Origin of the sequence: Streptosporangium album (assembly GCF_014203795.1) — a bacterium.
Classification (GTDB): domain Bacteria; phylum Actinomycetota; class Actinomycetes; order Streptosporangiales; family Streptosporangiaceae; genus Streptosporangium; species Streptosporangium album.
The window spans coordinates 2352754-2376438 of sequence record NZ_JACHJU010000001.1 but is presented as its reverse complement, the minus strand read 5'-3'; the positions used below and the strand labels follow the sequence as shown (position 1 = coordinate 2376438).

The window sequence follows — 23685 nt, the reverse complement described above, 5'->3', positions numbered from 1 at the left end:
GTCGAGAGGGCTGTCAGCCGCTCCTGACCAGCGGGTGGTGCGGCTTTCAGGGTTACCCGTCAGGGTGATTCTGATGGGATGATCCCCTTTGTCTGGTGGAGCCGCGTGGTGACGCCGAAAAGGAGAGTCGTGAACCGCAGAACCCTTGACCTCGCCGTTCCCATGGTCTTCGCCGCCGCGATCGCGCTGGCCGTCATCCTCGACGCCGGAGGTACGACCGTCCGGGCGGTGGCCGTGGTGGGCGGCATCTCCGTGGGGCTCTACTACGCCGCACTGCGCAAGAACCTCAAGCAATGACGGGTGCCACCGGCGCCGTCCTTCTTCCGTAGACCTTCGACCTTCCGTAGACCTCCGACGAAGGTCCGCCCTTCCGCAATCAGGGTTATATGCCCTAGTTGCTGAGTGATCGGAAAGATCGCCAGCAAAATAGGCTTCTGGGGCTTTTGTGTATGGTGTGACGGAGTTTCACGCCCTTGGTGACGGCTGAGGTGGAGTGGTGGCCCGCGGCTGCGGCGCACTATGCGGATTCTGAAGGTCGTCCTCCTATGGTCAGTCTTGTTCTTGACCCCGACAGACAGAGGTGACCGGAGATGCATAGGAAGATCGCGCTGGCCGTGGCGGCGCCCGCGCTGGCGTTCCTGCTGACGGGCTGCGGGATGCTTCCCGGCTCGCTGCAGGGCGGCGGTGGCGAGGAGAAGCAGCCCGGTTCGCAGCAGAAGCCGCCCACCACCCAGGCGGCAGAGCAGGAGACAGGGCAGGAGGCCGCCGCGCAGGAGACCGCGCCGGCCCAGCAGGACAAGGTGATCGCGAGCCGTAAGGGGAGTGACGACGGCAGCGAACTGCGCGCCGACATCGTCGGGCTCGTCCGGCAGGGGCGGACCATCACGCTGAACTGGAACATCACCAACCTGAACAAGGACAAGGACTGGTTTCTGCACAACAAGCTGAGTACGGGCACCCTCGACTACACCGTGTCGGGCGTCGCGCTGATCGACCCCGTCAACGCCAAGCGGTATCGCGTCGCACGGAACGGGCCCGGACAGGACGCCCAGTTCGTCTGCTCCAGAACCCAGGGGCTGCAGGTCAAGGCCGGAGGGTCCGTCTCGCTGTACGCGGTCTTCGGGGCGCCCCCACCGGACGTCACGAAGGTCAACGTCGAGTTCCCGGTGATAGGGGTGCTCACCGATGTTCCGATCTCCTGACCGTGCGCTGGCCGTGGCGGTGCTCGCGGGAGTGCTGGCGGCGGGACCCGGACCGGCCGCCTGGGCCGATCCCACCGTTCCGCCCGACGCGGCGGTGAGTGTCGAGGACCTGGTCTTCCCCGTCGAGGATCTCGTCCCCGAGGTCGAGTCGCTCGACGGCAGCGAGAGCGAGTCCAAGCAGGGCGAGCAGGTCACCGTGGCGCTGACCAGTGACGTGCTGTTCGCGCTCGACAAGGCCGTGCTGACGCCCAAGGCCAGGCAGCGGCTGCGGGCCGTGGCCGAGAAGATCAGAGCGGAGTCGGCCGGTGATGTGGTGAACGTGGGAGGCCACACCGACGACCAGGGGTCGGACGCCTACAACAGGGCGCTGTCGCTGAGACGGGCCCAGGCCGTCCAGCAGGTTCTCACCACGCTGCTGAACGGCTCCGCCGTCACCGTGCGGGCCACCGGGTACGGCGAGGCCAAGCCCAAGCTGCCCAACCTCGTCGAGGGGCGGCCGGTGGAGGAGAACCGCGCGAAGAACCGCCGCGTCGAGATCGTCTTCAACGCCAAGCAGTGACTCCGGCCTGCGCCGGGACGGGGTGCGGGCGAGGGCACCGCACCGCGCCCCGCCGTACCCGGGTCAAGGCGCGGTGTCTCGCGTGAGCCGTGCCCGCACCCTGCTCTCGAAGCGGTCGAGCTCCCTGCCGAAGTCGCGCCGGAGCAGCGGCATGAGAAGCCTGCGCAGGCCGGGCCTGCGCGTGGCGCCCGCGCGGGCGAGCAGAGTGCCGCCGGGCACCGGGACCGCGGCCAGGCCGAAGACGATGTGGTGGCTCTGCATCCAGCACCAGCCCGGCCGCAGGACGGCGTCGAAGCGGGCGCACAACCCCGCCCGGCCGAGGGCCAGGACGTCCAGCCGGTCCCCCCGGCCGGGGGTGACCCGGAGGGTGCGGACATGGGGCTGGTAGCGGGGCAGCTCCCTCTCCAGGTCGGCGACGACCGCCCAGACCGTGTCGAAGGGCGCCGGGATGACCCGCTCCAGCAGGACACACCCCGGGGTGGCACCCGCCATGACACGCAGGCGCCGTACCGGGTCCAGATCGGATGGGTTCATCGGCTCCATGCCTTTCGGAAACTGAGTCGCGCCCGGTGCAGCCGGGACTTCACCGTGCCCTGAGGAAGATCCAGTACGGCCGCGGCCTGCTGTTCGCCGAGTCCTTCCAGGTCGCGCAGGACGAGCACGGCCCGATGCTCGGGCGACAGCCGCTCCAGCGCGTCGCGTACGTCGACGGAGAGCTCACCGTCGTCACGGGCCGGGATGTCGGACAGGACCGCCTGCGGGTGCGCGCTGTGCCGGCGGGCGATCCGTACGGCTTCGCGCACCGCGATCGCCCGCACCCAGCCGCGCAGGGCCGCCGGATCGCGCACGCCGCGCAGGCCGCGGAAGACCGCGATCAGCGTCTCCTGGGCGGCGTCCGGCCCGTGCTGGGGGGTGATCGCGCGGCAGATCCTGAAGACGTACGGCGACAGCTCGTCCAACAGGTCGTTCATCGCCATGGTGTCGCCCCGCTGCGCGGCCAGGACCAGGGCGCCGAGCCCGTCGCCCACAGGAAGTCCCGCAGCAGGCGGTTCACCGGCCCGGCGCTCTCCGTCTCGCCCCAGTCCAGGCCACGCTCCAGCAGGTACATGGCGCGCAGATTGTCGTGGAAGGTGGCCGATGCCCACAACTCGTCCACCAGCTCAGGGGTGACCAGGTTCCGGTGGACGAAGATGTTCTCGGCCCAGCCGAGGTAGGTCGACCCGGTCGCACCGCGGAGGTTGCCGAACAGCTCCCCGACCACGGGATACTTCATGATCTCCCAGCTCCAGGTGTCGCGGACGTCCATGAAGTCGCCGATCGCGCCCGTCATCGCCCCCAGGTCCCAGTGGAAGGCACGGTCCTTCAGCCGGGTGTAGCCCTGACCGGGCAGGTCCACCACGTAGACCGTGTGCCGCTGGGCGAGCACGTGGAGCTGCTCCTTCCAGCCGATCACCGAGGCCGCCCCGCTCTGCCTGGCGCTCTCCGCCGCCACGACCGCCGCCCGGCGGGGTTGTGGGTGACTGGCAGAGATAAGCCCTGCCTGGGATGGGACCTGAACCGACGAGTCATGCCTTGACTTTCGGCACGCCCCCCTCCGACCGATGGAGAAAGCGATCCGATAAACATCAGGAAGGTCGATGCGTCCGTCCTTGCGGCGCCGCATCACGCTCAGTTCGATGAGGATCGGATAGCGGTCGGGATATCGCGGACCGGTCCTCACCTTCTCGCCCTCGATGAAACGCGTCGCCTGTCGTTGAAGCGTCTCCGTAAGTCCGTGCTCGTTCCAGAGGTCAATTACGTTGCTCTCATCGATCGGCACCTGTTGGCCGGCCAAGGGGTCGATGACCGCCTGCACCCACGGCAGGTCTTCCTTTTGTCCGTTGCGGCGAGAGCGTACTCCCAGGGCGGTCAGCACCTGCCCGGGTGCCTCATCGGCCCACTGGCCGATCGCGGTGAAGGAGCGTGCGCCGCCGAGCACCGCTGCCACCGCGATCGCCAGGATGGAGACGAACGCATGCCGTACCCCGCGGAGTCCGCGCGGGTCGGTGATTTCCGACAGGTGTTCCAGCAGGTCACGGCAGTCATCGAGGTCAAGGACCGGATTGGCGAGATCAGCCGGACTGCCGCCTCCGGCCCCTCCCCAGATGAGGGGGGAAAGATCGGCGACAGGCATGGCAGGATTGACGGACAACGAGGCTCCGCAGGGACAGATGACGTAGAGAATCACCTGTTCAGCGGGGCCTCGTGCTGTTTTGCCCTGCTGACACGCTCTCAGCGATCGACTCGTGATCTGCACCGCCGCACCTGGTGTCTCACCATCCGAGAACGCCGGGGCCGTGCCGGACGTAACCGTCGACGGCGCGAGGAAGACGCGGCGGTCGGCACAAGCGTGTTCTCGGTCAGCACCTACGGAAGCGAGCCGTTTCGATACGCATGAATTGACGGGCGAGGAAACCCAGCGGGGCGATAACCCCAGGTATTTCTCAGTAAAATATCCCCGCGAATTTCAGAGCACAGCAAAACCTGGCATTCCGCGGCTTCGGGAGATTGACGCCGGGGATACCACGAAGGTGGGACATAACTGAGGAAATAGTTTAACTACGCATATATCTCCGGCGATATTGAGTGGCAACGTCGCACATCCAGTGGTTTCACGTTGCTTCGGTCAGTTCAGGGTAAAAATGCTCTGGATCGGGTTTCAGCACGTCGGCGCAGTCGAGTCCCAGCCGGCCCCGCTGAACAGGCGGGCATCCAGGCCGGTGCCCAGGCGCCCGCTCCATACCGGCCACCAGTTCCGTGGGTAACCCGGCGTGCTATCTCACAGTGTCGATGCCGATTCGCGCTGAATGGATCGGCACTCCAGCCATCGAGAGGGACATGAGTATGAGTCACGGTATTCATCCCCGCATACCGCGCCTACCGGCCCTGATCGGCGCACTTGCTCTGATCGGCGCACTTGGTCTGGTCACCGCTTGCGGCGACCCGCCGCACCGCGGCCCGGCGTCCGCCGGGATCACCCCGGGCGCCGGCCAGAGCCTGCCCGGCAGGCCCGGCAGCACCGGCCCGGCATCTGTCATCCCGGAGATGCCCAACACGGCCACAGCCGCACCCACAGGCAGCGCGCCGGCCACGCCGGTGGGCCCGAACTCCGTGACGATCAAGAATCTCGCCTTCCATCCCGCTGCGCTGACCGTCAAGGCAGGCACTACGGTGACCTGGATCAACCAGGACCCTGAACCGCACACCGTGACGAGCCAAGGCCAGGGTCCGCTCCGCTCCGCCGCGCTGGCGTCCGGTGCCCGCTACCCCTACAAGTTCACCAAGCCGGGCACCTACAAGTACCTGTGCAGCATCCACCCGTTCATGCACGCCACTGTGACGGTGACCCAGTGACCGGCCCTATCGATCCGCGTGGAGCCGAGCCGACGCCGGAACACGGGATGTCTCGCCGCCAACTGCTGCGCCACGCCGGCTGGTTCGGCTCCGCCGTGGTCTTGGCGGTGGTCGACGGCCAAGTGATCAGCAGCATCGCAGGCAGTCAGGACAGCGCCGCCGCACAGGCCGCCGCCAACTCTGGCGCGCTGCGGTTCGTGCAGATTTCCGACAGCCACATCGGCTTCACCGGCGCCGCCAACACCGACGTGAACCGAACGTTCATCGAAGCGCTCAATCAGGTCAACAGCCTGGGCTTCCGGCCCGACTTCGTCATGCACAGCGGCGACCTCACCCACCTGTCCACCCCGGGCCAGTTCGACCAGGTCAAGCAGATGTTGACCGGCCTGCGTACCGGTCGCGTCTTCACGGTGCCCGGGGAACACGACTCGATCGGCGACGGCGGACATGCCTACCGGCAGCGATTCGGCGCAAACACCCTCGGCGAGGGCTGGTACAGCTTCGACACCCATGGCGTCCACTTCATCGCTCTGGTCAACACCCTGCACATGGAGCAACTCGGGCACCTTGGCGCCGACCAGATCGACTTCGTCCGCAAAGACGTCACCGGTCTGTCGGCTGACACTCCCATCGTGGTGTTCAGCCATATCCCGCTGTTCGCCATGTACCCGGCCTGGGGCTGGGGCACCGATGACGCCATCAAGGTCCTAGGCCTGCTACGCCGCTTCTCCTCTGTGACCTGCCTGAACGGCCACGTGCACCAGCTGTTCACCAAGACCGAAGGCAACGTCACCTTTCACAGCGCCACCACCACCGCCTACCCGCTGCCCAAACCGGGCATCGGGCCGGGACCCCTCCCGCAGGTGGTACCAGCCGGCCGCCTCAAGGACGCACTGGGCATCCGCACTGTCACCTACCGTAAGGGCGCAGGCGGCCTGGCCGTCACCGACCACAAGCTGGCATGAAGGCGTCCGCGGCCCTCGCCGCCCGCCTGAGCACGGCCGCCGCCATCGCCGTCAGCGGCTACATCCACGCCGACCTCTACCTCAACGGCGGCTACCGGCACATCCACATCATCGGGATTTTCGGGTTCACCGAGCACGGATTCACCCCCTCCCCGCAGGCTGCGATCAGCGTGATCGTCGAAGTGGCCGCGCTGCTGCTGCTCGCGGCCTGGCAGCCGGCCATGCGCAAGCCGGCGGAGGGCCTCACGGGTGCCGAATAATCATCCATACCGGTCACGCCGCATGTCGATACGCGTGGCGCGTGCCGCTGTCGATCTTGCCACCGGATGTCAAGGGCGGGTGAACTGGTATCCCGCGCGAGTTTCTGGTACCGAATAGAGGCCACCTGCGGCTGGCTGGATCGCACCGTCGGCGCCTACGCATGAATTGACGGGCGACGAAACCCAGCGGGGCGATAACCCCAAGTATTTCTCAGTAACATAATCCCGCGAATTTCAGAGCACAGCAAAACCTGGCATTCCCCGGTTTTCGGGAGATTGACGCCGGGGACACCGCGAAGGCGGGACATAACTAGTTGAACTACGTTGAGCGGGCTGTTGCGGCGGCGCCGACAGCCGAGAACACGCAGGGATCGGAGGAACGTGGGAGCAAGCCACAGGATGTCACCACCCCGCCCGGTCTGGCTGCGGCCGGCGGTGGCCGCCGGGCTCGCCCTGGCCGTGGCGGCGGCCTTGTACGCGTTCGGCCGGATACACACTCCGGACTACGCCGGCAGCCTGTTCGGACGCCGTGGCAACGACGCGAACCTGCTGAAGGCGCAACTCGGCACCGCCCTGCTGGGCCTGGCCCTCTACCAGCTCATACTGGCGCTGTGGATGTACCGGCGGCTACCCGGGGCCGGCGCAGCCCCCCGCCCGGTACCCCTCGCCCACCGCATCGGCGGAGCCGTGCTGTTCGCGCTTTCCCTACCCGTCGCCTACCACTGCATCACCGCTTACGGAGTAGAGACGCACAGCACCCGGGTCGCCCTGCACTCCCTCGCGGGCTGCTTCTTCTACGGCGCATTCGCCGCGAAGGTACTCCTCGTCCGCAGCCGGCGCCTACCCGCCTGGGCGTTGCCACTCGCCGGTGGCACCCTGGTCACCCTCATCGCAATCCTGTGGTCCTCAGCGGCCCTCTGGCAGCTGATCCAGCCCTAGCAGTCCCCCACAGAGCGCGAGGTACTCGACCGTACATGGCAGGGTTTTCGGGGTTACACGACGTGGGAGGAGACGCCGGTGGACATGACGACACTGGTCCTGACCAGGCAGAGCCTGCATGGAGTGGCCGAACTCGTACTGGCCGGGCCGCAGTACCGCCAAAGCGGCACCATCAGGCTCCGGGCCGTCCCCGGCGGCTTCGCCACCACCAAGCACCCCGACGTGGCCGTCAACGGAGACCTGCTGCTCACCAGCGGCCGACCGCTCGGGAAGCTGACCGGGGTGACCTACGCCGAACTCGCGGCTGCCGCCGGGATCGTAGCCGGCGCCCCCGAGGGCCTGTACTCCGAGGGCTCCGGGGTCACGGCCGACGACCGCGTACATGTCGATCCGCAGGCGGCAATGGTGATCGCCCGCGCCCTCGGCGACGGTGATGCGGCCCTGCGCAGGCTTGCTCCCGGCATGACGCCGGTGCTCTGGCCGGAGCATTTCGACATCGGCGTCACCCTGGACGAGGTCAACTACGGCGTCTCGCCGGGTGACAGGCACATACCCGAGCCGTACGCCTACGTCGGCCCCGGGCAACCACGAACCGGCCAGTTCTGGAACATCTCCTTCGGCGCCGCCCGCCCACTCACCCAACTGCCGCACACCGAAGCCATCTACGAATTCTTCGACGAAGGCCGCCGACGCGCTCACGGCGAGGAGCCGTAACCCTCGGGCACCCTGCCGATCCGGCTCGGCGGCGTTCAACGTCAGCGCGGCCAGCCCCGAAAACAACAGCAGCAGCCGCGCTGGCCGCAACCGCCGCGCGTCCGCGCCGTGCAGGCACAGCTCGCCATCCACGTCGTGCGACCACACCGATCCACCCACCACGTCAGGCGTGTCTGCGCTGGGAACAATCATTTTTATCCAAGCAGTGCCCGACGCCAAGTCCTGGGGACATCGCGCCAGACCTTCTCCTCGATACTCTCCCGGGGACGTGGGCCACCAAGTTCAGCCACGCACGCAGCGCCGACCGGGTAATCGGGGACATGTGCAATTGGTTGCGGTCCCCCCTCGGACACGCAATTACCCCATGAGGGGAGCGGGCTCGCACGGTTCCGGCGTTCTCACATTTTGAGATCGGGCCATGTGCTGCATGGGAGTTTCATGTTGAAAGCTGTGATTTCCGTGCTCCCCTGCTGCGGACATGAGCGTAGCGTTTCGGAATGAAGCAAAGAGCGATCATCCTCCAATATGGGGATGCTACGTATCACGACAGATGACCGAAAGAACACACAGGCTCCAGCGGTGCGGCTCTCCCGGGAGAGGGCGTCCGTGATGATGGTGCTGAGGTGGCCGGGCGCAGCCCGCGGGGCCGGTCGTTCACCGGTCGGATCGCGGAGACAGCAGCCGCTCAAGACGGTGGAACCTGCCCCTGGGGGAGGTTCCACACTGGTCCTATGATGAGCATCGGCGAATTCGCGGAGTTGACCGGACTGAGCCTGAAGGCCCTGCGCCTCTACGACGAGCAGGGCCTGCTCAAGCCGGTCTCGGTCGACCCGTGGTCGCGGCACCGGCGCTACAGCGCGTCCCAGTTCGAGTCGGCGACACGGCTGAAGGCGCTGCGCGCGGCCGGCGTCCCACTGGCCGAGGCCCCGCCGTTCCTGGACGACCCCCGTACGGCTGGCGTGACGCTCGCCGAGCACCGCGCCCGGCTGGCCGCGGAGCGGCAGCGCCAGGACGCCGCGCTCGACACCCTCGACCGGCTGCTGAACGGCGAGGGGCGCAACGACTGGCAGGTGGTGGAACGACGGGCTGAGCGGCAGCACTGGGCGGGCGTCGCGCTACGGGTGCCGGGCGGTGACGATCTCACGGAAGACGACGTGGAATGCGCGAACGAGGAGGTCAACGAGGGGTTCGCCGCGCTGTGGGGGGTGCTGGCGGAGTCCGGCAACGCGCCCGTCGGGCCGTTCTGGTCGACGTTGCGGGCCGTACCCGGCAGTGACACCGAGGTCGAGGTGATCTGCTGTTGGCCGGTCGCCCATCCGCCGCCCGACGGATGGGCGGTGCCGGGATGGACAGTCGAGACCGGCACGGTCGAGGCCGCGCTCGAACTGGCGGTGCGCTGGCGGTTCGATGACCCGATGACGATGGTCGACGGCGCCGCGCACCCGGCGGTGCTCGCGCTGCTCGTGGCGGCTGAGGACCGCGGACTGGACGTGGAGCTGTCCCGCCTGCGCCAGATCGGGCTACTGGAGCAGGGGGAGAGCGTGGGGATGGAGGTCGCCCTGGTCATTCAGAAATGAGAGCTCCATACCCGTTCACCAGACGGGGTCCTCTCATGGAAGGAGGTGACTTTCTGCCGGGCGAGGACAGGAGGGTGGCCGCACCCGCGCTGTTTCCGGAGCAGCGCGGGTGCGGCGGCGGCCACTATCTGATCGCCGCGAAGAGTTGCTCGGCGACCGTGCCGACGGCATTCCCGGAATCCTGAGACGCAATAGGAATAAAAAAGACAAGGATGAAGGTAAGGGGGAACTCAATCAGAGCAACAGGAAGCCGCATGAAAGTGGTGGTCAAGGCAGGTCCTCAAGAGATAAACACCAGAATGCTGCGAGCCATGGGGGAAGACGGAAGGTTCCGCCCAATCCCAACAAGCGTAAGAAGAACAATGAATAACGCAGCCTTCGGCGGCGGGCGTTTCTGAGGGAGAGGGGGATCGGTGAGTGCCGATGACATGCTCGCCCGCGCCGACCGGCTGGCCGCGCTGAACATGTACGAGGAGGCCGGGGAGGTGTACAAGCAGGCCGTACGGGCACGCCTGCCCGGAGCCGCGGTGAAGTACGGCGAGATGCTCTTTCTCACCGGCGACTATCCGGCGGCGGAAAGGGTTCTGCGCGCGGCCGTGGCCGATGGGGAAAAGGCTGCCATCGGCTGGCTCTCCGACACGCTGGTCGCCGACCAGCGTCCCGGCGAGGCTGCTCACCTCATGGAGTGGGCCGCCGCGCAAGGGGTCCCGGTGGCCGCTTTGCGGGCGGCGACCATCTGGGCCGACGCCGTGGGGGACCGCGAAAAGGCGGAGGAATGGTACAAGAAGGCGATCGAACGCGGCGAACCTGGCGCCGTCAACGACTACGGGTCATTTCTCTCGGAAGACGACAGTCGCCTGGAAGAGGCGGAGCGCGTGCTTCGCCAGGCCGCCGAGCAGGGGGATGCGCTGGCGTTCAGCAATCTCGGCGGAGCGGCCATCGAGAACGATGACGAGGGGGCCCTGTACTACTACGCGGTCTTCCTGTCGGAGGAGGGCCGCGTCGATGAGGCGATGAACTATTATCTGCGGGCGATCGACGCCGGATCGGACGGCGCCTATGAGGATGTCGCCCTCATCTATCAGGAGCACGGAGAGGCCGAGGCCGCGGAGGAATATTTCAAGGCAAGCATCACGGCGGGCTGGCTGAGCGCTGTGTTCTCCTATGCGGATCTGCTCCGTGGGGAGGGGCGCGCGTCCGAGATCGAAGCGCTGATACCGCGGGCCGAGAGCCTCGGCGCCGCTCCCGAACAGGTGGAGGCCCTTCGGGAACACCTGAAGGAAGAGGGCTGAGACCGCCTACGGCGGGGCTCCACCGGCGCGCGGACGTGACGGCGGGATCGACCGGTTCGCCTGCCGGACAGGAAGCCCGAGGCGAGCGGGCTCCAGGTCAGCACCCCCAGGTGACCGTGACGCGCAGGCCGCCCTCGGGGCGTGAGGTGGCGGTGACCGTAGCGTTGTGGGCGTCCACGATGGCGCGGACGATCGACAACCCGAGCCCCGAGCCGCGCGCCGAGCGGACGCGGTCGCCCTGCAGCCGCCTGAAGGGCTCGAAGAGATCTTCCACCTCGTACGGCGGGATCGACGGCCCGGTGTTCTCCACGACCAGGCCGTTCTCCCCGCAGGAGACCCAGACCTGTCCGTCCCGCACGTTGTACTTGATCGCGTTCTCCACCAGGTTGAAGACCGCGCGCTCAAGGAAGAGCGGATCGCCTTCGACCGTCACCGGGCTCAGGTCCCGGTGGACGGTGACGGGCCGTCCGCGGGGCCGCAGGTCGAGCTGGTCGACCTGGTCGAGAGCGGCGCGCACGACCTGGTCGAGTTCGAGAGGCTTGCGTGAGGTCAGCTCCTGCTCCGACTGGGCCAGCAGGAGCAGCCCCTCGATCAGCCGTTCGTAGCGGGCGTTGGTGCCCAGCAGCGCGCGGGCCAGCGCCTTGAGGTCCGGTGAGGCCTCGGGCTCCTCCAGCGACACCTCCAGGACCGTCCGGTTGATCGCCAGCGGGGTGCGCAGCTCGTGCGAGGCGTTGGCGATGAACCGGCGCTGGGCGTCGAACACCCTGTGCAGCCGGTCGAGCATCGCGTCGAAGGTGTCGGCCAGCCGTTTGATCTCGTCCTGGGGCCGCCCGCGCAGGGCGATCCGCTCGTGCAGGTTGCTCTCCGACAGCCGCTGCGCGGTCTCGGTGACCCGGTCGAGGGGGCGTAGCGCGCGGTCGGCGATCAGGTAGCCGATCACTGTCGCGACGATCCCGACGAGAACCATGATCAGGAGTGAGGAGCGCAGCATCTCGTCGAGGACGCTGGTCGCCCGCTGCCCCGCGTCCTGTATCTGCATCCCCGTGATGATCTCCTTGGAAGGCAGGCCTTCCCCCAGGGGGGACATCTCCTGGCGCCCCACGACGAACTGCTGGTTCAGCGCCCTGGCGGTCAGCAGGTAGGTGGACCAGACCAGCACCGACCCGGCCACGAAGAACAGCGCGCCGTACAGCAGGGTGAGCCGCATGCGCAGGCCGAGCCTCACAGCCGGTACCCCTTGCCGGGCACGTTCTCCAGCAGCGCGGGAGCGCCGAGCTTCCTGCGCAGCGAGGTGATCGTGACGCGCAGCACGCCTGTGCCCCCCTCCGCGTACTCGTCCCAGACCTTCTTGCGCAGCTCGGTGGAGGTGACGAGATCGCCGCCCGCGTCCAGGAGCTCCCGCAGCAGGTCGAACTCCTTGCGGTTCAGCGCGACCTGTCGCCCGTCCCTGGTGACCGTACGGCGGGCGGGGTCGAGCCTGATCCCCGCCCGCTCCAGGGCCGGCGAGGCCGTACGGAAGGAGCGGCGGGCCAGTGTCCTGACCCTGGCGACCAGCTCGGCGAACGCGAACGGCTTGACCAGGTAGTCGTCCGCGCCCAGGGCCAGCCCGTCGATCTTGTCGCGGATCTGCCCCGCCGCGGTCAGCATGAGGATGCGGCTCCTGTGCCTGAGCTCGCCGCACACGTCGTCGCCGTGCACCTCGGGCAGGTCGCGGTCGAGGACGACGACGTCGTAGTCGACGTAGCCGGCCCGCTCCAGCGCCTCCTGGCCGTCGTAGGCCACGTCCACGGCCATCGCGTGCAGCCGCAGGCCCCGTGCGACGGCGTCGGCCAGCTGCTCTTCGTCCTCCACGATCAACACCCGCATGACGATGAGAGTGACGCACCAGGTGTTAGCGCCGGGTAAGCGGCTTATCCGGGTTTAGCACTGCCTCTGTTGAAGTTGGCCTCGCAACCAACCCAAGGAGATCGTCATGAAAGCCCGGCTGTTGCTGCTCGCCGTACCGCTGCTGCTGGCGGGGTGCGGTGCGGCTTCGACCACCTCAGGCGTCGCCAGCGCGGGAGACGGCACCGCCAAGCACACCGCGTCGGCCTCGGTCTCGGCCTCGGTGGATCGGGGGCAGGCGCAGCTCAAGTTCGCCCAGTGCATGCGCGAGAACGGCGTCGACATGGCCGACCCCAACGGCAGCGGGCAGATCCGCGTCCAGGCCCAGAAGGGGGAGGAGGCCAAGATGGAGAAGGCGATGAAGGAGTGCCAGCACTTCATGGAAGACGCGGTCGGTGACAAGGGCGCGGCCAACGACCCGAAGCGGCGCGACGAGATGGTCAAGTACGTGCAGTGCCTGCGCGAGAACGGCATCGCCATCGACGACCCGGACCCCAACGGCAGGCTCAGGCTCAAGATGTCCGACGGCAGCGAGCAGAAGATGAAGGCGGCCGAGGAGGCCTGTAAGGAGTTCGCGCCCGCGATGAAGGGGAGCGGGCGGTGAGAAGGGGACTCGCCCTGTCCGGGGTGGCCCTCCTGGCCGTCGTGGCCGCAGGGGCGGCGACGGCCCTCCTGACCGGCGGCGGCACCGGAGTGGCCGCGCCCGCCAAGGCGCAGGTCGCCGCCACTGCGGCGATCACCAGGCAGGACCTGGTGGACACCAAGACCGTGACCGGCGCGCTCACCTACTCGGGCCGGCGCCCGCTCACCACCGGCGCGTCCGGAACGGTGACGTGGGTGCCCGACGACGGCGCGGTGGTACGGCGGGGCCGCTCCCTGCTCAAGGTCGACCGCAAGCCGGTCACCCTGATGTACGGCTCGCTGCCCCTTTACCGGCCGCTGCGCTGGGGCGTCTCCGACGGACCCGACGTCGAGCAGCTCGAAAGCAACCTCAAGGCGCTGGGCTATGGCGCGGACCTCACGGTGGACGACCATTTCAGCAACGCCACCCATCTCGCGGTGCGGGAGTGGCAGGACGACCGCGGGCTGACCGAGACCGGGCAGGTGGACGACACGCAGGTGGTGTTCCTGCCCTCGGCGGTCAGGGTGACCGAGGTGAAGGCCGTGGTCGGCGGCAGGACCGCGCCGGGACGGCAGGCCCTCGCCGTCAGCGACCTGGACCGGCTGGTCCACCTCGACCTCGACAGCAGCGACCAGATGCTCGCCAAGAAGGGAGCGAAGGTCACCGTGGAACTGCCGGGCGGCGAAAAGGCGGCGGGGAAGATCACCGAGGTGGGCACGGTGGCCAAGACCTATGGGGAAAGGACGGTCATCGACGTCGAGATCATGCTCACCAAGGACCCGAAGACCAAGCTGGACCAGGCCCCCGTCGAGGTGGAGCTGGTGAGCGAGCGGCGCGAGAACGTGCTCGCCGTACCGGTGGAGGCGCTGCTCGCGCTGCGCGAGGGCGGGTTCGGCGTCGAGATCGTCGAGGGCTCCGGCACCCGGCTGGCGCCGGTGAAGGTCGGGGCGTTCGGCAGCGGCATGGTCGAGATCACCGGGGACGGGCTCACGGAAGGCATGAAGGTCGGGGTGCCGTCGGAATGAGCATCATCGAGCTACGCCGGGTGACCAAGACCTATAACGGTCATGTCCAGGCGCTGCGCGGAGTGGACCTGCTGGTCGAGGAGGGCGAGCTGCTGGCCATCGTCGGCCCGTCGGGCTCGGGCAAGTCCACCATGCTCCACATGATCGGGACCCTGGACCGGCCCACCTCGGGGACCGTCCGCATCGCGGGCCACGACATCGCCACGCTGTCGGACCGCGAGCTGTCGGCGCTGCGCGCCCGCCACCTCGGTTTCGTCTTCCAGCAGTTCCACCTGGCGCCGGGGGTGAGCGCCCTGGACAACGTGGCCGACGGACTGCTCTACACCGGGACGCCGCTGCGGGTCAGACGTGCGCGGGCCGCGGAGGCTCTGCGGCGGGTGGGCCTCGGGCACCGGCTCGACCACCGGCCCAACCAGCTCTCCGGCGGTGAGCAGCAGCGGGTGGCCGTGGCCAGGGCGGTCGTCGGTGACCCGCCGTTGCTGCTGGCCGACGAGCCGACCGGCAACCTGGACTCCGCCTCGGGGTCGGAAGTGCTCAAGATCCTGCGCGAGCTCCACGAGGGCGGGACCACGATCGCGATCATCACGCACGACAACGAGATCGCCGAGTGGTGCCCCCGGCAGGTACGGGTCCGTGACGGGGAGGTGCTGACGTGAAGCCCGCCAGGCTCAGCCTCTCCGACGTGCTGCGGGTCGGTGCGGCGGGGCTCAGGAGCCGTCCGGCCAGGGTGGTCCTGTCCGCGCTCGGCATCGCCATCGGCATCGCCACCATGATCGCGGTGATCGGGATCTCCTCCTCGTCCCGCGAGGAGTTGCTACGTCAGCTCGACAGCCTGGGCACCAACCTGCTGACGGTGGCCCCGGGCCAGACGATCTTCGGAGAGAAGGCCAAGCTGCCCGAGGAAGCGGTCGCCATGGTCAGACGCATCGGCCCGGTGAGCACCGCCTCGGCCACCGGAAACGTCGAGACGTCCGTGCGGCGGACCAGCTACATCCCCGAAGCGGTCACCGGGGGCATCGCCGTACAGGCCGCCACCACCGAACTGCTCCGCACGCTGGAGGGCACCGTCCAGAGCGGCACCTGGCTGAACGCCGCCACCGAACGGCAACCGGCGGTCGTCCTGGGCTCCAAGACCGCCGAGCGGCTGGGTATCAACAGGACCGGTGTGCGGCTGTGGATAGGCAGCCGGTGGTTCACCGTCATCGGCATCCTGGGTCCGATGCCGCTCGCGCCCGAGATCGAACGGTCGGCGCTCGTCGGGTTCCCCGTGGCGGAGGAGCTGCTGGACTTCGACGGGCACCCCACCACGATCTACGAGCGATCCGCCGAGGAGGCGGTGACGGACGTGCGCTCCGTCCTGCCTCGCACGGTGAACCCGGAGAACCCGGGTGAGGTGATTGTCAGCAGGCCCTCCGACGCGCTGGCCGCCAGGGCCGCCGCGGCCGGGGCCTTCACCAACCTGCTGCTCGGACTCGGCGCGGTCGCGCTGCTGGTCGGCGGGGTCGGCGTGGCGAACACCATGGTGATCTCGGTGCTGGAACGCCGGCGGGAGATCGGCCTGCGCCGCTCCCTTGGCGCCACCCGTGGCCAGGTCCGTGTCCAGTTCCTGGCGGAGTCTCTGCTTCTGTCCGCCCTGGGGGGTATCGTCGGGGCCGCCCTGGGCGCCATCGCCACCGTCGGCTACGCCCTGTCCCGCGACTGGCCCCCCGTCGTGCCACCGTGGGCGATCGGCGGCGCGATCGGCGCCACCCTGGTCATCGGCACCATCGCCGGGATCTACCCCGCCATGCGCGCCGCCCGCCTGTCTCCGACCGTCGCTCTGTCCACCACCTGACCCGGTACGGCTCCGCGGGGTCACGCGCCTCCGCGGTCAGCCGAGGCGGACGCCCAGTTCGTCGAGCCGGTTCCGCATGTCCTCCGGATCGGCGTAGACGCGGAACGCGCCGGAGCGCTCAAGCTCGTCCCTGCCGTAGCCGCCGGACAGCAGGCCGATGCCCAGGGCTCCGGCCCGGCGGGCGGCCAGCAGGTCCCAGACGCTGTCACCGACGACCATGGCGTGCCTCGGATCGACGTCGAGCAGCGCCGCCCCGGCTTCACCGTCATCGAGATGCTCCGCGTCTGACCGGGAGGGAACGGCCGGATGCGTCCGGGGCAGAGCGGCGGGCCCGGCCGGATCGGGGAATCTCCGGCCGGGCCCGCCGTCGCGTGAGACTCAGGCCATCTCCGGGAAGTCGGTCTCGGTGGTCCCGATGTTCCGGGTGACCTCGGGACGGGCGGTCCGCAGGTAGACGTACCACGCCACCGCGACGGCCACCACCCCGAAGAACGCGAGCACGACGGCGTTGAGCGGCCAGGTCGGCCAGGGCACCACGTTGGCGTAGAACACGTAGCCCATGCCGATGACGGAGACCACCGTGCACGGCCAGATGAGCGCGAGGCGGACGCCTTCACGGCGGAGGAAGATCGGTGCGGCGACGGCCACGATGGCATAGGCGATCATGTAGCCGTAGGTGCCGAACGTGTCGACGTTGATCAGGATCTCGTTGCCGTCCACGCCTACCGCGTACATCACCGCGGTGGTGAGCACGGCGAGCGGCGCGATCGAGAGGATCGCCCGGTGCGGCGTCTGCTGGGTGCGGTGGGTGCGGCCGAACGAGCGGGGGAAGACGCCCTCCTTGCCCATCACGAACACGATCCGGCCGACGACGTTGATCGGCGCGACGACCACCGCGAAGAACGACGCGGTGATGCCGAGGCTGAGCACCGGCCGGAACCAGCCGGGCAGCCCGATCGCCACCGCGAGATCGTCCAGCGGGTTGCCGCTGGCACCGAGATCGCCCAGTGGCCTGTAACCGGCCACCTGGCTGTAGGCGGCGAAGACGTACAGCAGGCCGACACCCGCCGCGCTCCACATGATCGCCCGTGGGATGGCCTTGAACGGGTCGCGCGCCTCCCGGCCGAGCGCATCGGAGCTGGAGAAACCGACGAACCCGAGGATGCCGAGGACCATGCCGAAGGCCACGCCGTGCGGGGTCGCACCGCTCAGGCTGAGCTGGTCGACGTCGATGATCGGGCCCCCGCCGGCGAACAGCACGATGACCAGCATGATCGCGATGATCGTGATCGAGACGATCTCCAGGATCAGTGAGATCCGCGCCGAGATCCGGATGCCCCAGACGGTGAACAGCATGGCGAGACCGCCGATGGCCACCGCGAGCAGCACGTTCCAGACGGTGCTCCGCACCGGCAGGCCGATCCCGTCCAGGAAGGCGTTGAAGTGGACGACCGCGCCGCTGAGCGAGCCGGACGCGATGCCCATACACCCGATGATCAAGGTGATCCCCGTGATGTACGCGCCGAACGGTCCCATGCCCTGGGCGGCGTAGTTGTAGAGGGAACCGGCAGAGGCGCGGCGCTTGGCGAACTGCGCGATGCAGTACCCGACCGCGAGGATCACGACCGTGGCGAGCGCGAACGACAGCCATGAGGCGTTGCCTGCGCTGGCGTAGATCGCCGCCACGGTGAACGCGATCACCGCGCTGGGCGCGATGTTGGCGATGGCCTGGGCGACGACCTCGCCGCTGGACATCGCGCCCTTCTTGAGGCCCCGATCTGGGCTCTCAGTGGGGCGGGCGCTGGTCTGGGTCATTCGGAGGGCTCCTCAGGGGATCAGCAGTGTGCGGAGGGCTTCGCCGCTGGCCAGCTCGTCCAGGGCGTTGGGGGCCTCGTCGAGTGACGCGCGGCGGCTGACGAGCTGGTCGAGCTGGAGATGGCCGTCCATGTAGCGGTCGACGAGTGCGGGGATGTCCACGGCCGGCCGTACGCTGCCGTAGTTGGAGCCCAGGATTCGCTGGTCGGCCTCGCCGAGCACGAGCGGGTCGAAACGGGCCGCGGTGCCCTTGGGCGGCAGCCCCACCGCGACGGCCGCGCCGCCGAGACCGAGGACCTTGATGGCGCTCTCGATCGTGGCCTGCGCGCCCACCGCGTCGAAGGCGTAGTCCACCCCGTCGGGAAGCAGGTCACGGATCGCCTCGACGGCGTCCACGCCGGGCCCGGAAATCTGGTCGGTCGCGCCGAGCATGACCGCGAGCGCGGTCTTCTCCGCCCGCGGGTCGATCACGATGATCCGCTCCGCCCCGGCGAGCCGGGCGCCCTGTACCACCGAGAGCCCGACGCCGCCGCAGCCGATGACCGCCACGGTGCTGCCGGGGACCACCGCCGCGGTGTTGGTCACCGCACCCACGCCGGTCGCCACCGCGCATCCGACGAGCGCGATCGTGTCCAGCGGCGCGTCCTCGCGAACCTTGATCGCGCCCGACGCCGGGACGACCGCCTCCTCGGCGAAGGAAGATACGCCGAGATAGTGGTAGATCTTCTCGCCACCGCGGCTCAACCGGCTGGTGCCGTCCTGGAGAACGCCGCCGGGAGCGACCACGTTCGCGGCCACCTGGCAGCGGGCCTCGTGGCCCGCCCGGCAGTAGCGGCACTGCCCGCACGGCGCCACCCAGGAGAGCACCACATGGTCGCCCTCGGCCAGGCTGGTCACGCCCTGGCCGAGCGCGGTGACGATGCCCGACCCCTCGTGGCCCATCACCAGCGGGGCGGGCACATCCCACTCGCCCCGCCGGACATGCAGGTCAGATCCGCAAACCCCGGCTGCCGCGATCTTGACCCTGACCTCTCCGGGTCCGGGCGCCGCGAGCTCGACGTCCTCGACGCGCACGGGCTGATCGGCGGACAGGAACACTGCGGCACGCATACGACTCCTTCGGGTAAAACCGGGAAAGGGCCGGGAACAGCGTCTTGTTACCCGGCGTTACTGGTATGTCATGCATAGTAGGACCGCCGTTGACCTGCGGGAATGTGGAGAAATGTCCACCTATCTGCGCGACAGGCTCCGAACTGCTACATGCCGCCGAGTGAGCGGCCGCTGGCACGGTTTGTGAGGAATGCCCACAAGCTCGCGAGAAGGAGCACCGCATGCTAGAGACTGTGGCGGACGTCGCCCAGAGGTTCCGGCTGCGGCTGCACACCGGACCGGACGGCGCGGACCGGCCGATCCGCTGGACCCACATCTCCGAGCTGGTCGATCCCACCCCCTGGCTCCGCGGCGGCGAACTGCTGCTGTCCCTCGGCCTCCAGCTGGACCCCGCCGACTCCGAGCAGCTCGACCACTACGTTCAACGGCTGGCGGGCGCCGGGATCGCCGGGCTGGCCTTCGGCACGGGGGCGCGCCACGCGGTCGTCCCCGCCGCGCTGGTGAGCAGCGCGCTCCGGCACCGCCTCCCCCTGCTCGAAATCCCCGGAGGCGTAGCCTTCCAGGACGTCACGTACCAGCTGAACGCCGACCTTCTGCGCACGGGCACGGCGGAATCACGGCTGGTCGCCGAGAGCATCTCCGCGATGATCCGGGTGGCCCGCAGCGCGGGCGCCCAAGGCGTCATCACCATGCTCGCGAGCCGGATCGACAGTTGGGCGGTGCTCATGGACCGGAACGGAGCGGTGCACGCCGCGGTCGGCGCGGCCCGGGTGCACATCGACGACGCCCGCGCCGCGGCACTCGGCCAGCGCTCCCGGATCCGGCACCCCGACCTCATCGTGCACGCCGTGGGCGACCCGGTGCATCCGCGCGCCCATCTCGTGGTGGCCGCCCGCCCCGACCGCAAGAGTCTCACCCGCGAGCTCGCCCAGCACGCCTCGGTCCTGCTCGATCTGGCGCTGCACCCGTTGAACGGCGGCGATGTATGGGGCCTGGCCCGTGCCGACGCGGTGGACGTGCTGCTGAGCGGCGACGCGGCTCTCATCAAGCGGGTCGCGGACCGATGGAGCGTTCCAGCGGGCGATATCGCGGTGGCGCTGCTGCGCTCCCGCTCCCGCGCGGTGCCACTCGCCGACTACGTCCTCGAATGGTGCGACCAGCTCAACATCCCACCGCTGATCAGCGATGAGTTCTCGGTGGTGACCGTGCTCCTCCCGGCCGACGAGCTGCCCCGGTGGAAGCAGCGGGTGAGCCAGGCGGTGGAGCGGGAGAGCGTGCCCGCCCGCTGCGGTCTCGGCTCACCGCAGCCGATCACCGGCTGCTCGCTCAGCCGCCAGCAGGCCGAACAGGCGCTGGAGGTGGCGGTGGCCGACGCTCTGCCGGTGATCGAGTTCTCCGCCCTGTCCACCAGCCGGCTCGTCCTGCATCACCTGGACGCCGCGGCGCGCGCCGCGCTCACCTCTCCGCTGCTCCCGCTGCTGAACAACGACACGACCCGTGGCCTGCTCCGCTCCCTGCGAGTCTTCCTCAGCGAGAACGCCAGCTGGGAGACGGCGTCCTCACAGCTTGGCATCCACCGGCACACGCTGCGCCAGCGCATGTCCCGGGTCGAGGAGCTCACCGGCCTGTCGATCTCAAGCGTCGAGGACCGGATCGTCATATGGCTCGCCCTCCAGGCCCTCCAGGCCGATCAGGTCATCTGACCCTTCCACATCGGGCCTGGCGATCGTCCGCAGCAGCGTCGTCTTGCCGGTCGTCTTCGAGACCCGGTAGATCGCCACCCCCCGTCCCGGTCCTCGATCGGACGATCATGCGTCCCACCCGGTCGAAGTCGAGGTCGTTGACGTACTGCCCGCGCGGCAACTGCACGGTCACCGTGCCGCTCGCGCGGCCGGTACGCAGGTTGAGCATGCGCAGCTTGCGGTACTTGGGCCACGTGCCGACAGGCACCGCCGCCGTGACGTAGTCATTCGCCAGCGCCATCGGCGCCAGCCGCGTCTTCAGCCGCATCCGGGCGCGCAGCCCTCGGTCGAACACCGTCAGCCGTGCTTCCTCGGCCAGCAGCAGCCGCTTGCCGTCCGGGCTGAACCCCAGGAAGGCCCACGCATCCGTCCCTCCGGGAAGCGGCAACACCTTGCCTTTCCGCAGGTCCGCGAAGATTTCCACCCCCGGCCCCGAGGTCGAGGTGATCTGCTGTTGGCCGGTCGCCCATCCGCCGCCCGACGGATGGGCGGTGCCGGGATGGACAGTCGAGACCGGCACGGTCGAGGCCGCGCTCGAACTGGCGGTGCGCTGGCGGTTCGATGACCCGATGACGATGGTCGACGGCGCCGCGCACCCGGCGGTGCTCGCGCTGCTCGTGGCGGCTGAGGACCGCGGACTGGACGTGGAGCTGTCCCGCCTGCGCCAGATCGGGCTACTGGAGCAGGGGGAGAGCGTGGGGATGGAGGTCGCCCTGGTCATTCAGAAATGAGAGCTCCATACCCGTTCACCAGACGGGGTCCTCTCATGGAAGGAGGTGACTTTCTGCCGGGCGAGGACAGGAGGGTGGCCGCACCCGCGCTGTTTCCGGAGCAGCGCGGGTGCGGCGGCGGCCACTATCTGATTGATGCGAAGAGTTTCTCGGCGGCCGGCTGGAGCCACTGGATCCGATGTGGATCCTCGGGGTACGGGCGCCAGGGGACCGTGACGAACGGAACGGCACCCGGGTCGGTCTTCGCGAGGCTGCTAGCGATCTCGTACATCGTCTCCAGGTCGAGTCCCGCGTCGGTCTTGACCCACGCGGTGGCTTCGGCGAGGAGGGGGCGCAGCCGGGCGGGGTCGGCCAGAAGCGTTTTCACCTTCTTCGCCAGCGCGCTCATGAGCTGCTGCTGCCGCTTGATCCGGCTGATGTCACTGCCGTCGCCCATGCTGTAGCGGGCCCGCACATAGGCCAGCGCCAGCTTACCGCTGAGCATGTGCTTGCCTGCGGACAGACGCAGCTTCGCCTTGGGGTCGTCCACCGCCCGCGGCAGTGTGACCTCCACCCCGCCGACGGCGTCCACCAGGCTCGCGAAGCCGGAGAAGTCGAGCTCCACCGCGTGGTCGACACGCACCCCCGTCAGTGACTCGACCGTCTTCCAGGCGCAGGCCAGCCCGCCCTTGCGGAACGCCGAGTTGATCATCTCGGTCCGGGCGGGAATGTCCGGCCCGCACGACGGGATCCGGACCATCGAGTCACGCGGGATGCTGATGACGGTGACCTTCACGCGGTCGGCGGGCAGGTGCAGCAGCAGCATGGTGTCGCTCCGCGCGTCCGGCGGGCGATACCGCGGCGTGCCCACCTCGCTGTCGGTGCCGACCAGCAGGATGTTGAGGGCCTCGGTCCGCTTGTCCGGGCGATCTCCCGCCAGGGTCGGCACGGTCCGGTGTCCGCTCAGCACCGATACGGCCTGGTGTCCGCTCAGGAGCAGAGCGGGGACGAGGGCGATGGCCGCGGTGACCACGGCGACCAGCCCGATCATCGTCCAGTGGCGCGTCCGCCGGGATCTCCCGCTGGTTCCGCCGCCGAGGAGCCGCGTCCATCGGGGTCCCCCGCCGGTTCCGGCGCCGAGGAGCCGCTGCCGCTGTCGGGCCAGCGTGGCCGGGGGCTCGTGCTCCAGGTCTCGGCCGAGGTCACGGAGCATCTTCAGGTCGTCCACGGTCACTCCTCCTCGTCGATCGGGTTGGTGTCGCCGAGCGCGGTGCGGGCCTTGCGCCTGGCCCTGTTGAGCCGGGAACGGACGGTGCCGATCGGGATGCCGAGAGCCCGCGCGACCTCCTCGTACGACAGGTCGCCCCACGCGATCAGCAGCAGGACGTCGCGGTCCTTGGACGAGAGCCCGGCCAGCGTGCTGGCGAGCACCGGCCGCCATGCCTGGGCGGTGACCTTCTCGTCCATCCGGTCGGCGGGCGACTCCACCACGTCCTCGGCCGGGCTGCGCTGGAGCATCCGGTAGCGGACGGCCTCGGTGCGGCGATGCCGGGAGATGAGCTTGGTGAGGATGCCGAACAGCCAGGGGCGGGCGTCGGTGTACGTGAGGTCGTACTGCGCGCGGCGGGCGAAGGCGGCCAGGAACGTCTCGCCCACCAGATCCTCGGCGATCTCCGGGCCGAGCCGGCGCGAGACGTAACGGTAGAGCATGCCGGAGTAGCGGTCGAAGAGCTCGGCGAACGCCTCCGGGTCGGTCCGCGACTCGCTCACGATGTCGGAGTCACGGATCCTCGTGGTGGCCGATGCGTTCATCGCGGGCACCATGGCATGGCGGCGACCCTTTCCGTCGGGGACACGGTCAGGGATGTATCACCACGAACCCGGATCCGGGTTCACGGGGCGGCCACGGGAACTTCGGGCGCCTGAGGCGTGGTGAGGACCACGTCGAACGGCTGCCGGTCGCCTGATCGGTGTCGGGAACGCTCATCCGATGCCAGACCCCGGTGATTTCGATGGAAGAATAGAAGGCGAGAAGCCCTCCG

At 68.9% G+C, this 23685-nt stretch carries 28 protein-coding genes; 16 read left to right on the top strand and 12 right to left on the bottom strand.

Features of this window, described 5'->3' with window-relative positions; genetic code table 11:
- Positions 1–129 precede the first annotated feature (129 nt).
- The 3 genes from FHR32_RS11250 (at position 130) to FHR32_RS11240 (ending at position 1761) form a co-directional block, all read left to right on the top strand.
- Positions 130–297, top strand: coding sequence for a hypothetical protein (locus tag FHR32_RS11250; RefSeq protein WP_184754261.1), 168 nt, complete (start codon positions 130–132; stop codon positions 295–297).
- 293 nt (positions 298–590) lie between these two features.
- Positions 591–1202 (top strand): hypothetical protein, encoded by a 612-nt coding sequence (locus FHR32_RS11245; RefSeq protein WP_184754260.1) that lies wholly within the window; start codon positions 591–593, stop codon positions 1200–1202.
- Positions 1186–1761: an OmpA family protein gene (locus FHR32_RS11240; protein ID WP_184754259.1), complete on the top strand. Its 576-nt coding sequence runs from the start codon at positions 1186–1188 to the stop codon at positions 1759–1761. The genes FHR32_RS11245 and FHR32_RS11240 overlap by 17 nt, the downstream gene beginning before the upstream one ends.
- Positions 1762–1824: 63 nt before the next feature.
- On the opposite strand, the gene FHR32_RS11235 is transcribed toward FHR32_RS11240, so the two are convergent.
- Genes FHR32_RS11235 through FHR32_RS11225 form a run of 3 tightly spaced genes read right to left on the bottom strand, consistent with a single transcriptional unit; the run spans position 1825 to position 3952 of the window.
- A complete protein-coding gene (locus FHR32_RS11235; protein ID WP_184754258.1) occupies positions 1825–2295 on the bottom strand; it encodes an SRPBCC family protein in 471 nt (156 codons plus the stop codon).
- Entirely contained in the window at positions 2292–2789 is a 498-nt protein-coding gene (locus tag FHR32_RS11230; RefSeq protein WP_221465360.1) for an RNA polymerase sigma factor, read from the bottom strand. The genes FHR32_RS11235 and FHR32_RS11230 overlap by 4 nt, the downstream gene beginning before the upstream one ends.
- A complete protein-coding gene (locus tag FHR32_RS11225; protein ID WP_184754257.1) occupies positions 2729–3952 on the bottom strand; it encodes a transposase family protein in 1224 nt (407 codons plus the stop codon). Before FHR32_RS11225 ends, FHR32_RS11230 begins: the two co-directional genes overlap by 61 nt.
- A gap of 692 nt (positions 3953–4644) precedes the next feature.
- Between FHR32_RS11225 and FHR32_RS11220 the strand changes: the two genes are divergently transcribed.
- From FHR32_RS11220 to FHR32_RS11195, 6 genes are all read left to right on the top strand, one after another.
- Positions 4645–5154 (top strand): cupredoxin domain-containing protein, encoded by a 510-nt coding sequence (locus tag FHR32_RS11220; protein WP_184754256.1) that lies wholly within the window; start codon positions 4645–4647, stop codon positions 5152–5154.
- Between the two features lie 107 nt (positions 5155–5261).
- Positions 5262–6119 (top strand): metallophosphoesterase family protein, encoded by an 858-nt coding sequence (locus FHR32_RS11215; RefSeq protein ID WP_425584213.1) that lies wholly within the window; start codon positions 5262–5264, stop codon positions 6117–6119.
- Positions 6116–6379, top strand: a complete 264-nt coding sequence (locus FHR32_RS11210) for a hypothetical protein (protein ID WP_184754255.1) — start codon at positions 6116–6118, stop codon at positions 6377–6379. The genes FHR32_RS11215 and FHR32_RS11210 overlap by 4 nt, the downstream gene beginning before the upstream one ends.
- Positions 6380–6778: 399 nt before the next feature.
- Positions 6779–7318 carry a DUF6529 family protein gene (locus FHR32_RS11205; RefSeq protein ID WP_184754254.1) on the top strand — a complete coding sequence of 180 codons (540 nt, stop codon included), beginning with the start codon at positions 6779–6781 and terminating at the stop codon, positions 7316–7318.
- 84 nt (positions 7319–7402) lie between these two features.
- Complete coding sequence (locus tag FHR32_RS11200) at positions 7403–8032, top strand: hypothetical protein (protein WP_184754253.1); 630 nt, start codon at positions 7403–7405, stop codon at positions 8030–8032.
- Between the two features lie 731 nt (positions 8033–8763).
- Complete coding sequence (locus FHR32_RS11195; RefSeq protein ID WP_184754252.1) at positions 8764–9609, top strand: MerR family DNA-binding transcriptional regulator; 846 nt, start codon at positions 8764–8766, stop codon at positions 9607–9609.
- A 124-nt stretch (positions 9610–9733) separates the two neighbouring features.
- Here FHR32_RS11195 and FHR32_RS11190 read toward each other — a convergent pair whose 3' ends face one another.
- Positions 9734–9880, bottom strand: coding sequence for a hypothetical protein (locus FHR32_RS11190; RefSeq protein ID WP_184754251.1), 147 nt, complete (start codon positions 9878–9880; stop codon positions 9734–9736).
- Between the two features lie 142 nt (positions 9881–10022).
- On the opposite strand from FHR32_RS11190, the gene FHR32_RS11185 reads away from it, so the two are divergent.
- Positions 10023–10901, top strand: a complete 879-nt coding sequence (locus tag FHR32_RS11185) for an SEL1-like repeat protein (protein WP_184754250.1) — start codon at positions 10023–10025, stop codon at positions 10899–10901.
- A gap of 97 nt (positions 10902–10998) precedes the next feature.
- Here FHR32_RS11185 and FHR32_RS11180 read toward each other — a convergent pair whose 3' ends face one another.
- Both FHR32_RS11180 and FHR32_RS11175 read right to left on the bottom strand, forming a co-directional pair.
- On the bottom strand, positions 10999–12126 hold the full coding sequence (locus FHR32_RS11180; RefSeq protein WP_312882259.1) for a sensor histidine kinase: 1128 nt from the start codon (positions 12124–12126) through the stop codon (positions 10999–11001).
- Positions 12123–12767 carry a response regulator transcription factor gene (locus FHR32_RS11175; protein ID WP_184754249.1) on the bottom strand — a complete coding sequence of 215 codons (645 nt, stop codon included), beginning with the start codon at positions 12765–12767 and terminating at the stop codon, positions 12123–12125. The genes FHR32_RS11180 and FHR32_RS11175 overlap by 4 nt, the downstream gene beginning before the upstream one ends.
- 106 nt (positions 12768–12873) lie before the next feature.
- Between FHR32_RS11175 and FHR32_RS11170 the strand changes: the two genes are divergently transcribed.
- Genes FHR32_RS11170 through FHR32_RS11155 form a run of 4 tightly spaced genes read left to right on the top strand, consistent with a single transcriptional unit; the run spans position 12874 to position 16266 of the window.
- A complete protein-coding gene (locus FHR32_RS11170) occupies positions 12874–13389 on the top strand; it encodes a hypothetical protein (protein WP_184754248.1) in 516 nt (171 codons plus the stop codon).
- A complete protein-coding gene (locus tag FHR32_RS11165; protein WP_184754247.1) occupies positions 13386–14432 on the top strand; it encodes a peptidoglycan-binding protein in 1047 nt (348 codons plus the stop codon). Before FHR32_RS11170 ends, FHR32_RS11165 begins: the two co-directional genes overlap by 4 nt.
- Entirely contained in the window at positions 14429–15088 is a 660-nt protein-coding gene (locus tag FHR32_RS11160; protein ID WP_184754246.1) for an ABC transporter ATP-binding protein, read from the top strand. Before FHR32_RS11165 ends, FHR32_RS11160 begins: the two co-directional genes overlap by 4 nt.
- Positions 15085–16266 carry an ABC transporter permease gene (locus tag FHR32_RS11155; protein WP_184754245.1) on the top strand — a complete coding sequence of 394 codons (1182 nt, stop codon included), beginning with the start codon at positions 15085–15087 and terminating at the stop codon, positions 16264–16266. Before FHR32_RS11160 ends, FHR32_RS11155 begins: the two co-directional genes overlap by 4 nt.
- A 36-nt stretch (positions 16267–16302) precedes the next feature.
- Here the strand turns inward: FHR32_RS11155 and FHR32_RS11150 are convergent, their stop codons facing one another.
- The 3 genes from FHR32_RS11150 to FHR32_RS11140 all read right to left on the bottom strand — a co-directional run bounded on the left by FHR32_RS11150 (position 16303) and on the right by FHR32_RS11140 (position 19191).
- Positions 16303–16512 (bottom strand): HAD family hydrolase, encoded by a 210-nt coding sequence (locus tag FHR32_RS11150; RefSeq protein WP_281390959.1) that lies wholly within the window; start codon positions 16510–16512, stop codon positions 16303–16305.
- Between the two features lie 132 nt (positions 16513–16644).
- Positions 16645–18081: an APC family permease gene (locus FHR32_RS11145; protein WP_184754244.1), complete on the bottom strand. Its 1437-nt coding sequence runs from the start codon at positions 18079–18081 to the stop codon at positions 16645–16647.
- Positions 18082–18093: 12 nt separating this feature from the next.
- Entirely contained in the window at positions 18094–19191 is a 1098-nt protein-coding gene (locus tag FHR32_RS11140; protein ID WP_031170008.1) for an alcohol dehydrogenase catalytic domain-containing protein, read from the bottom strand.
- Between the two features lie 221 nt (positions 19192–19412).
- On the opposite strand from FHR32_RS11140, the gene FHR32_RS11135 reads away from it, so the two are divergent.
- The gene (locus FHR32_RS11135) at positions 19413–20894 is read left to right on the top strand and encodes a PucR family transcriptional regulator (RefSeq protein WP_184754243.1); all 1482 of its coding nucleotides are present in this window, start codon (positions 19413–19415) and stop codon (positions 20892–20894) included.
- On the opposite strand, the gene FHR32_RS11130 is transcribed toward FHR32_RS11135, so the two are convergent.
- The gene (locus tag FHR32_RS11130; protein WP_184754242.1) at positions 20887–21357 is read right to left on the bottom strand and encodes a hypothetical protein; all 471 of its coding nucleotides are present in this window, start codon (positions 21355–21357) and stop codon (positions 20887–20889) included. The two genes, FHR32_RS11135 and FHR32_RS11130, sit on opposite strands and share 8 nt — an antisense overlap.
- Positions 21358–21424: 67 nt before the next feature.
- On the opposite strand from FHR32_RS11130, the gene FHR32_RS11125 reads away from it, so the two are divergent.
- Positions 21425–21664, top strand: a complete 240-nt coding sequence (locus FHR32_RS11125) for a hypothetical protein (RefSeq protein WP_184754241.1) — start codon at positions 21425–21427, stop codon at positions 21662–21664.
- Between the two features lie 124 nt (positions 21665–21788).
- Here FHR32_RS11125 and FHR32_RS11120 read toward each other — a convergent pair whose 3' ends face one another.
- Positions 21789–22871, bottom strand: coding sequence for an LCP family protein (locus FHR32_RS11120; protein WP_184754240.1), 1083 nt, complete (start codon positions 22869–22871; stop codon positions 21789–21791).
- 2 nt (positions 22872–22873) lie between these two features.
- The gene (locus FHR32_RS11115; protein WP_184754239.1) at positions 22874–23455 is read right to left on the bottom strand and encodes an RNA polymerase sigma factor; all 582 of its coding nucleotides are present in this window, start codon (positions 23453–23455) and stop codon (positions 22874–22876) included.
- Positions 23456–23685: the final 230 nt, after the last annotated feature.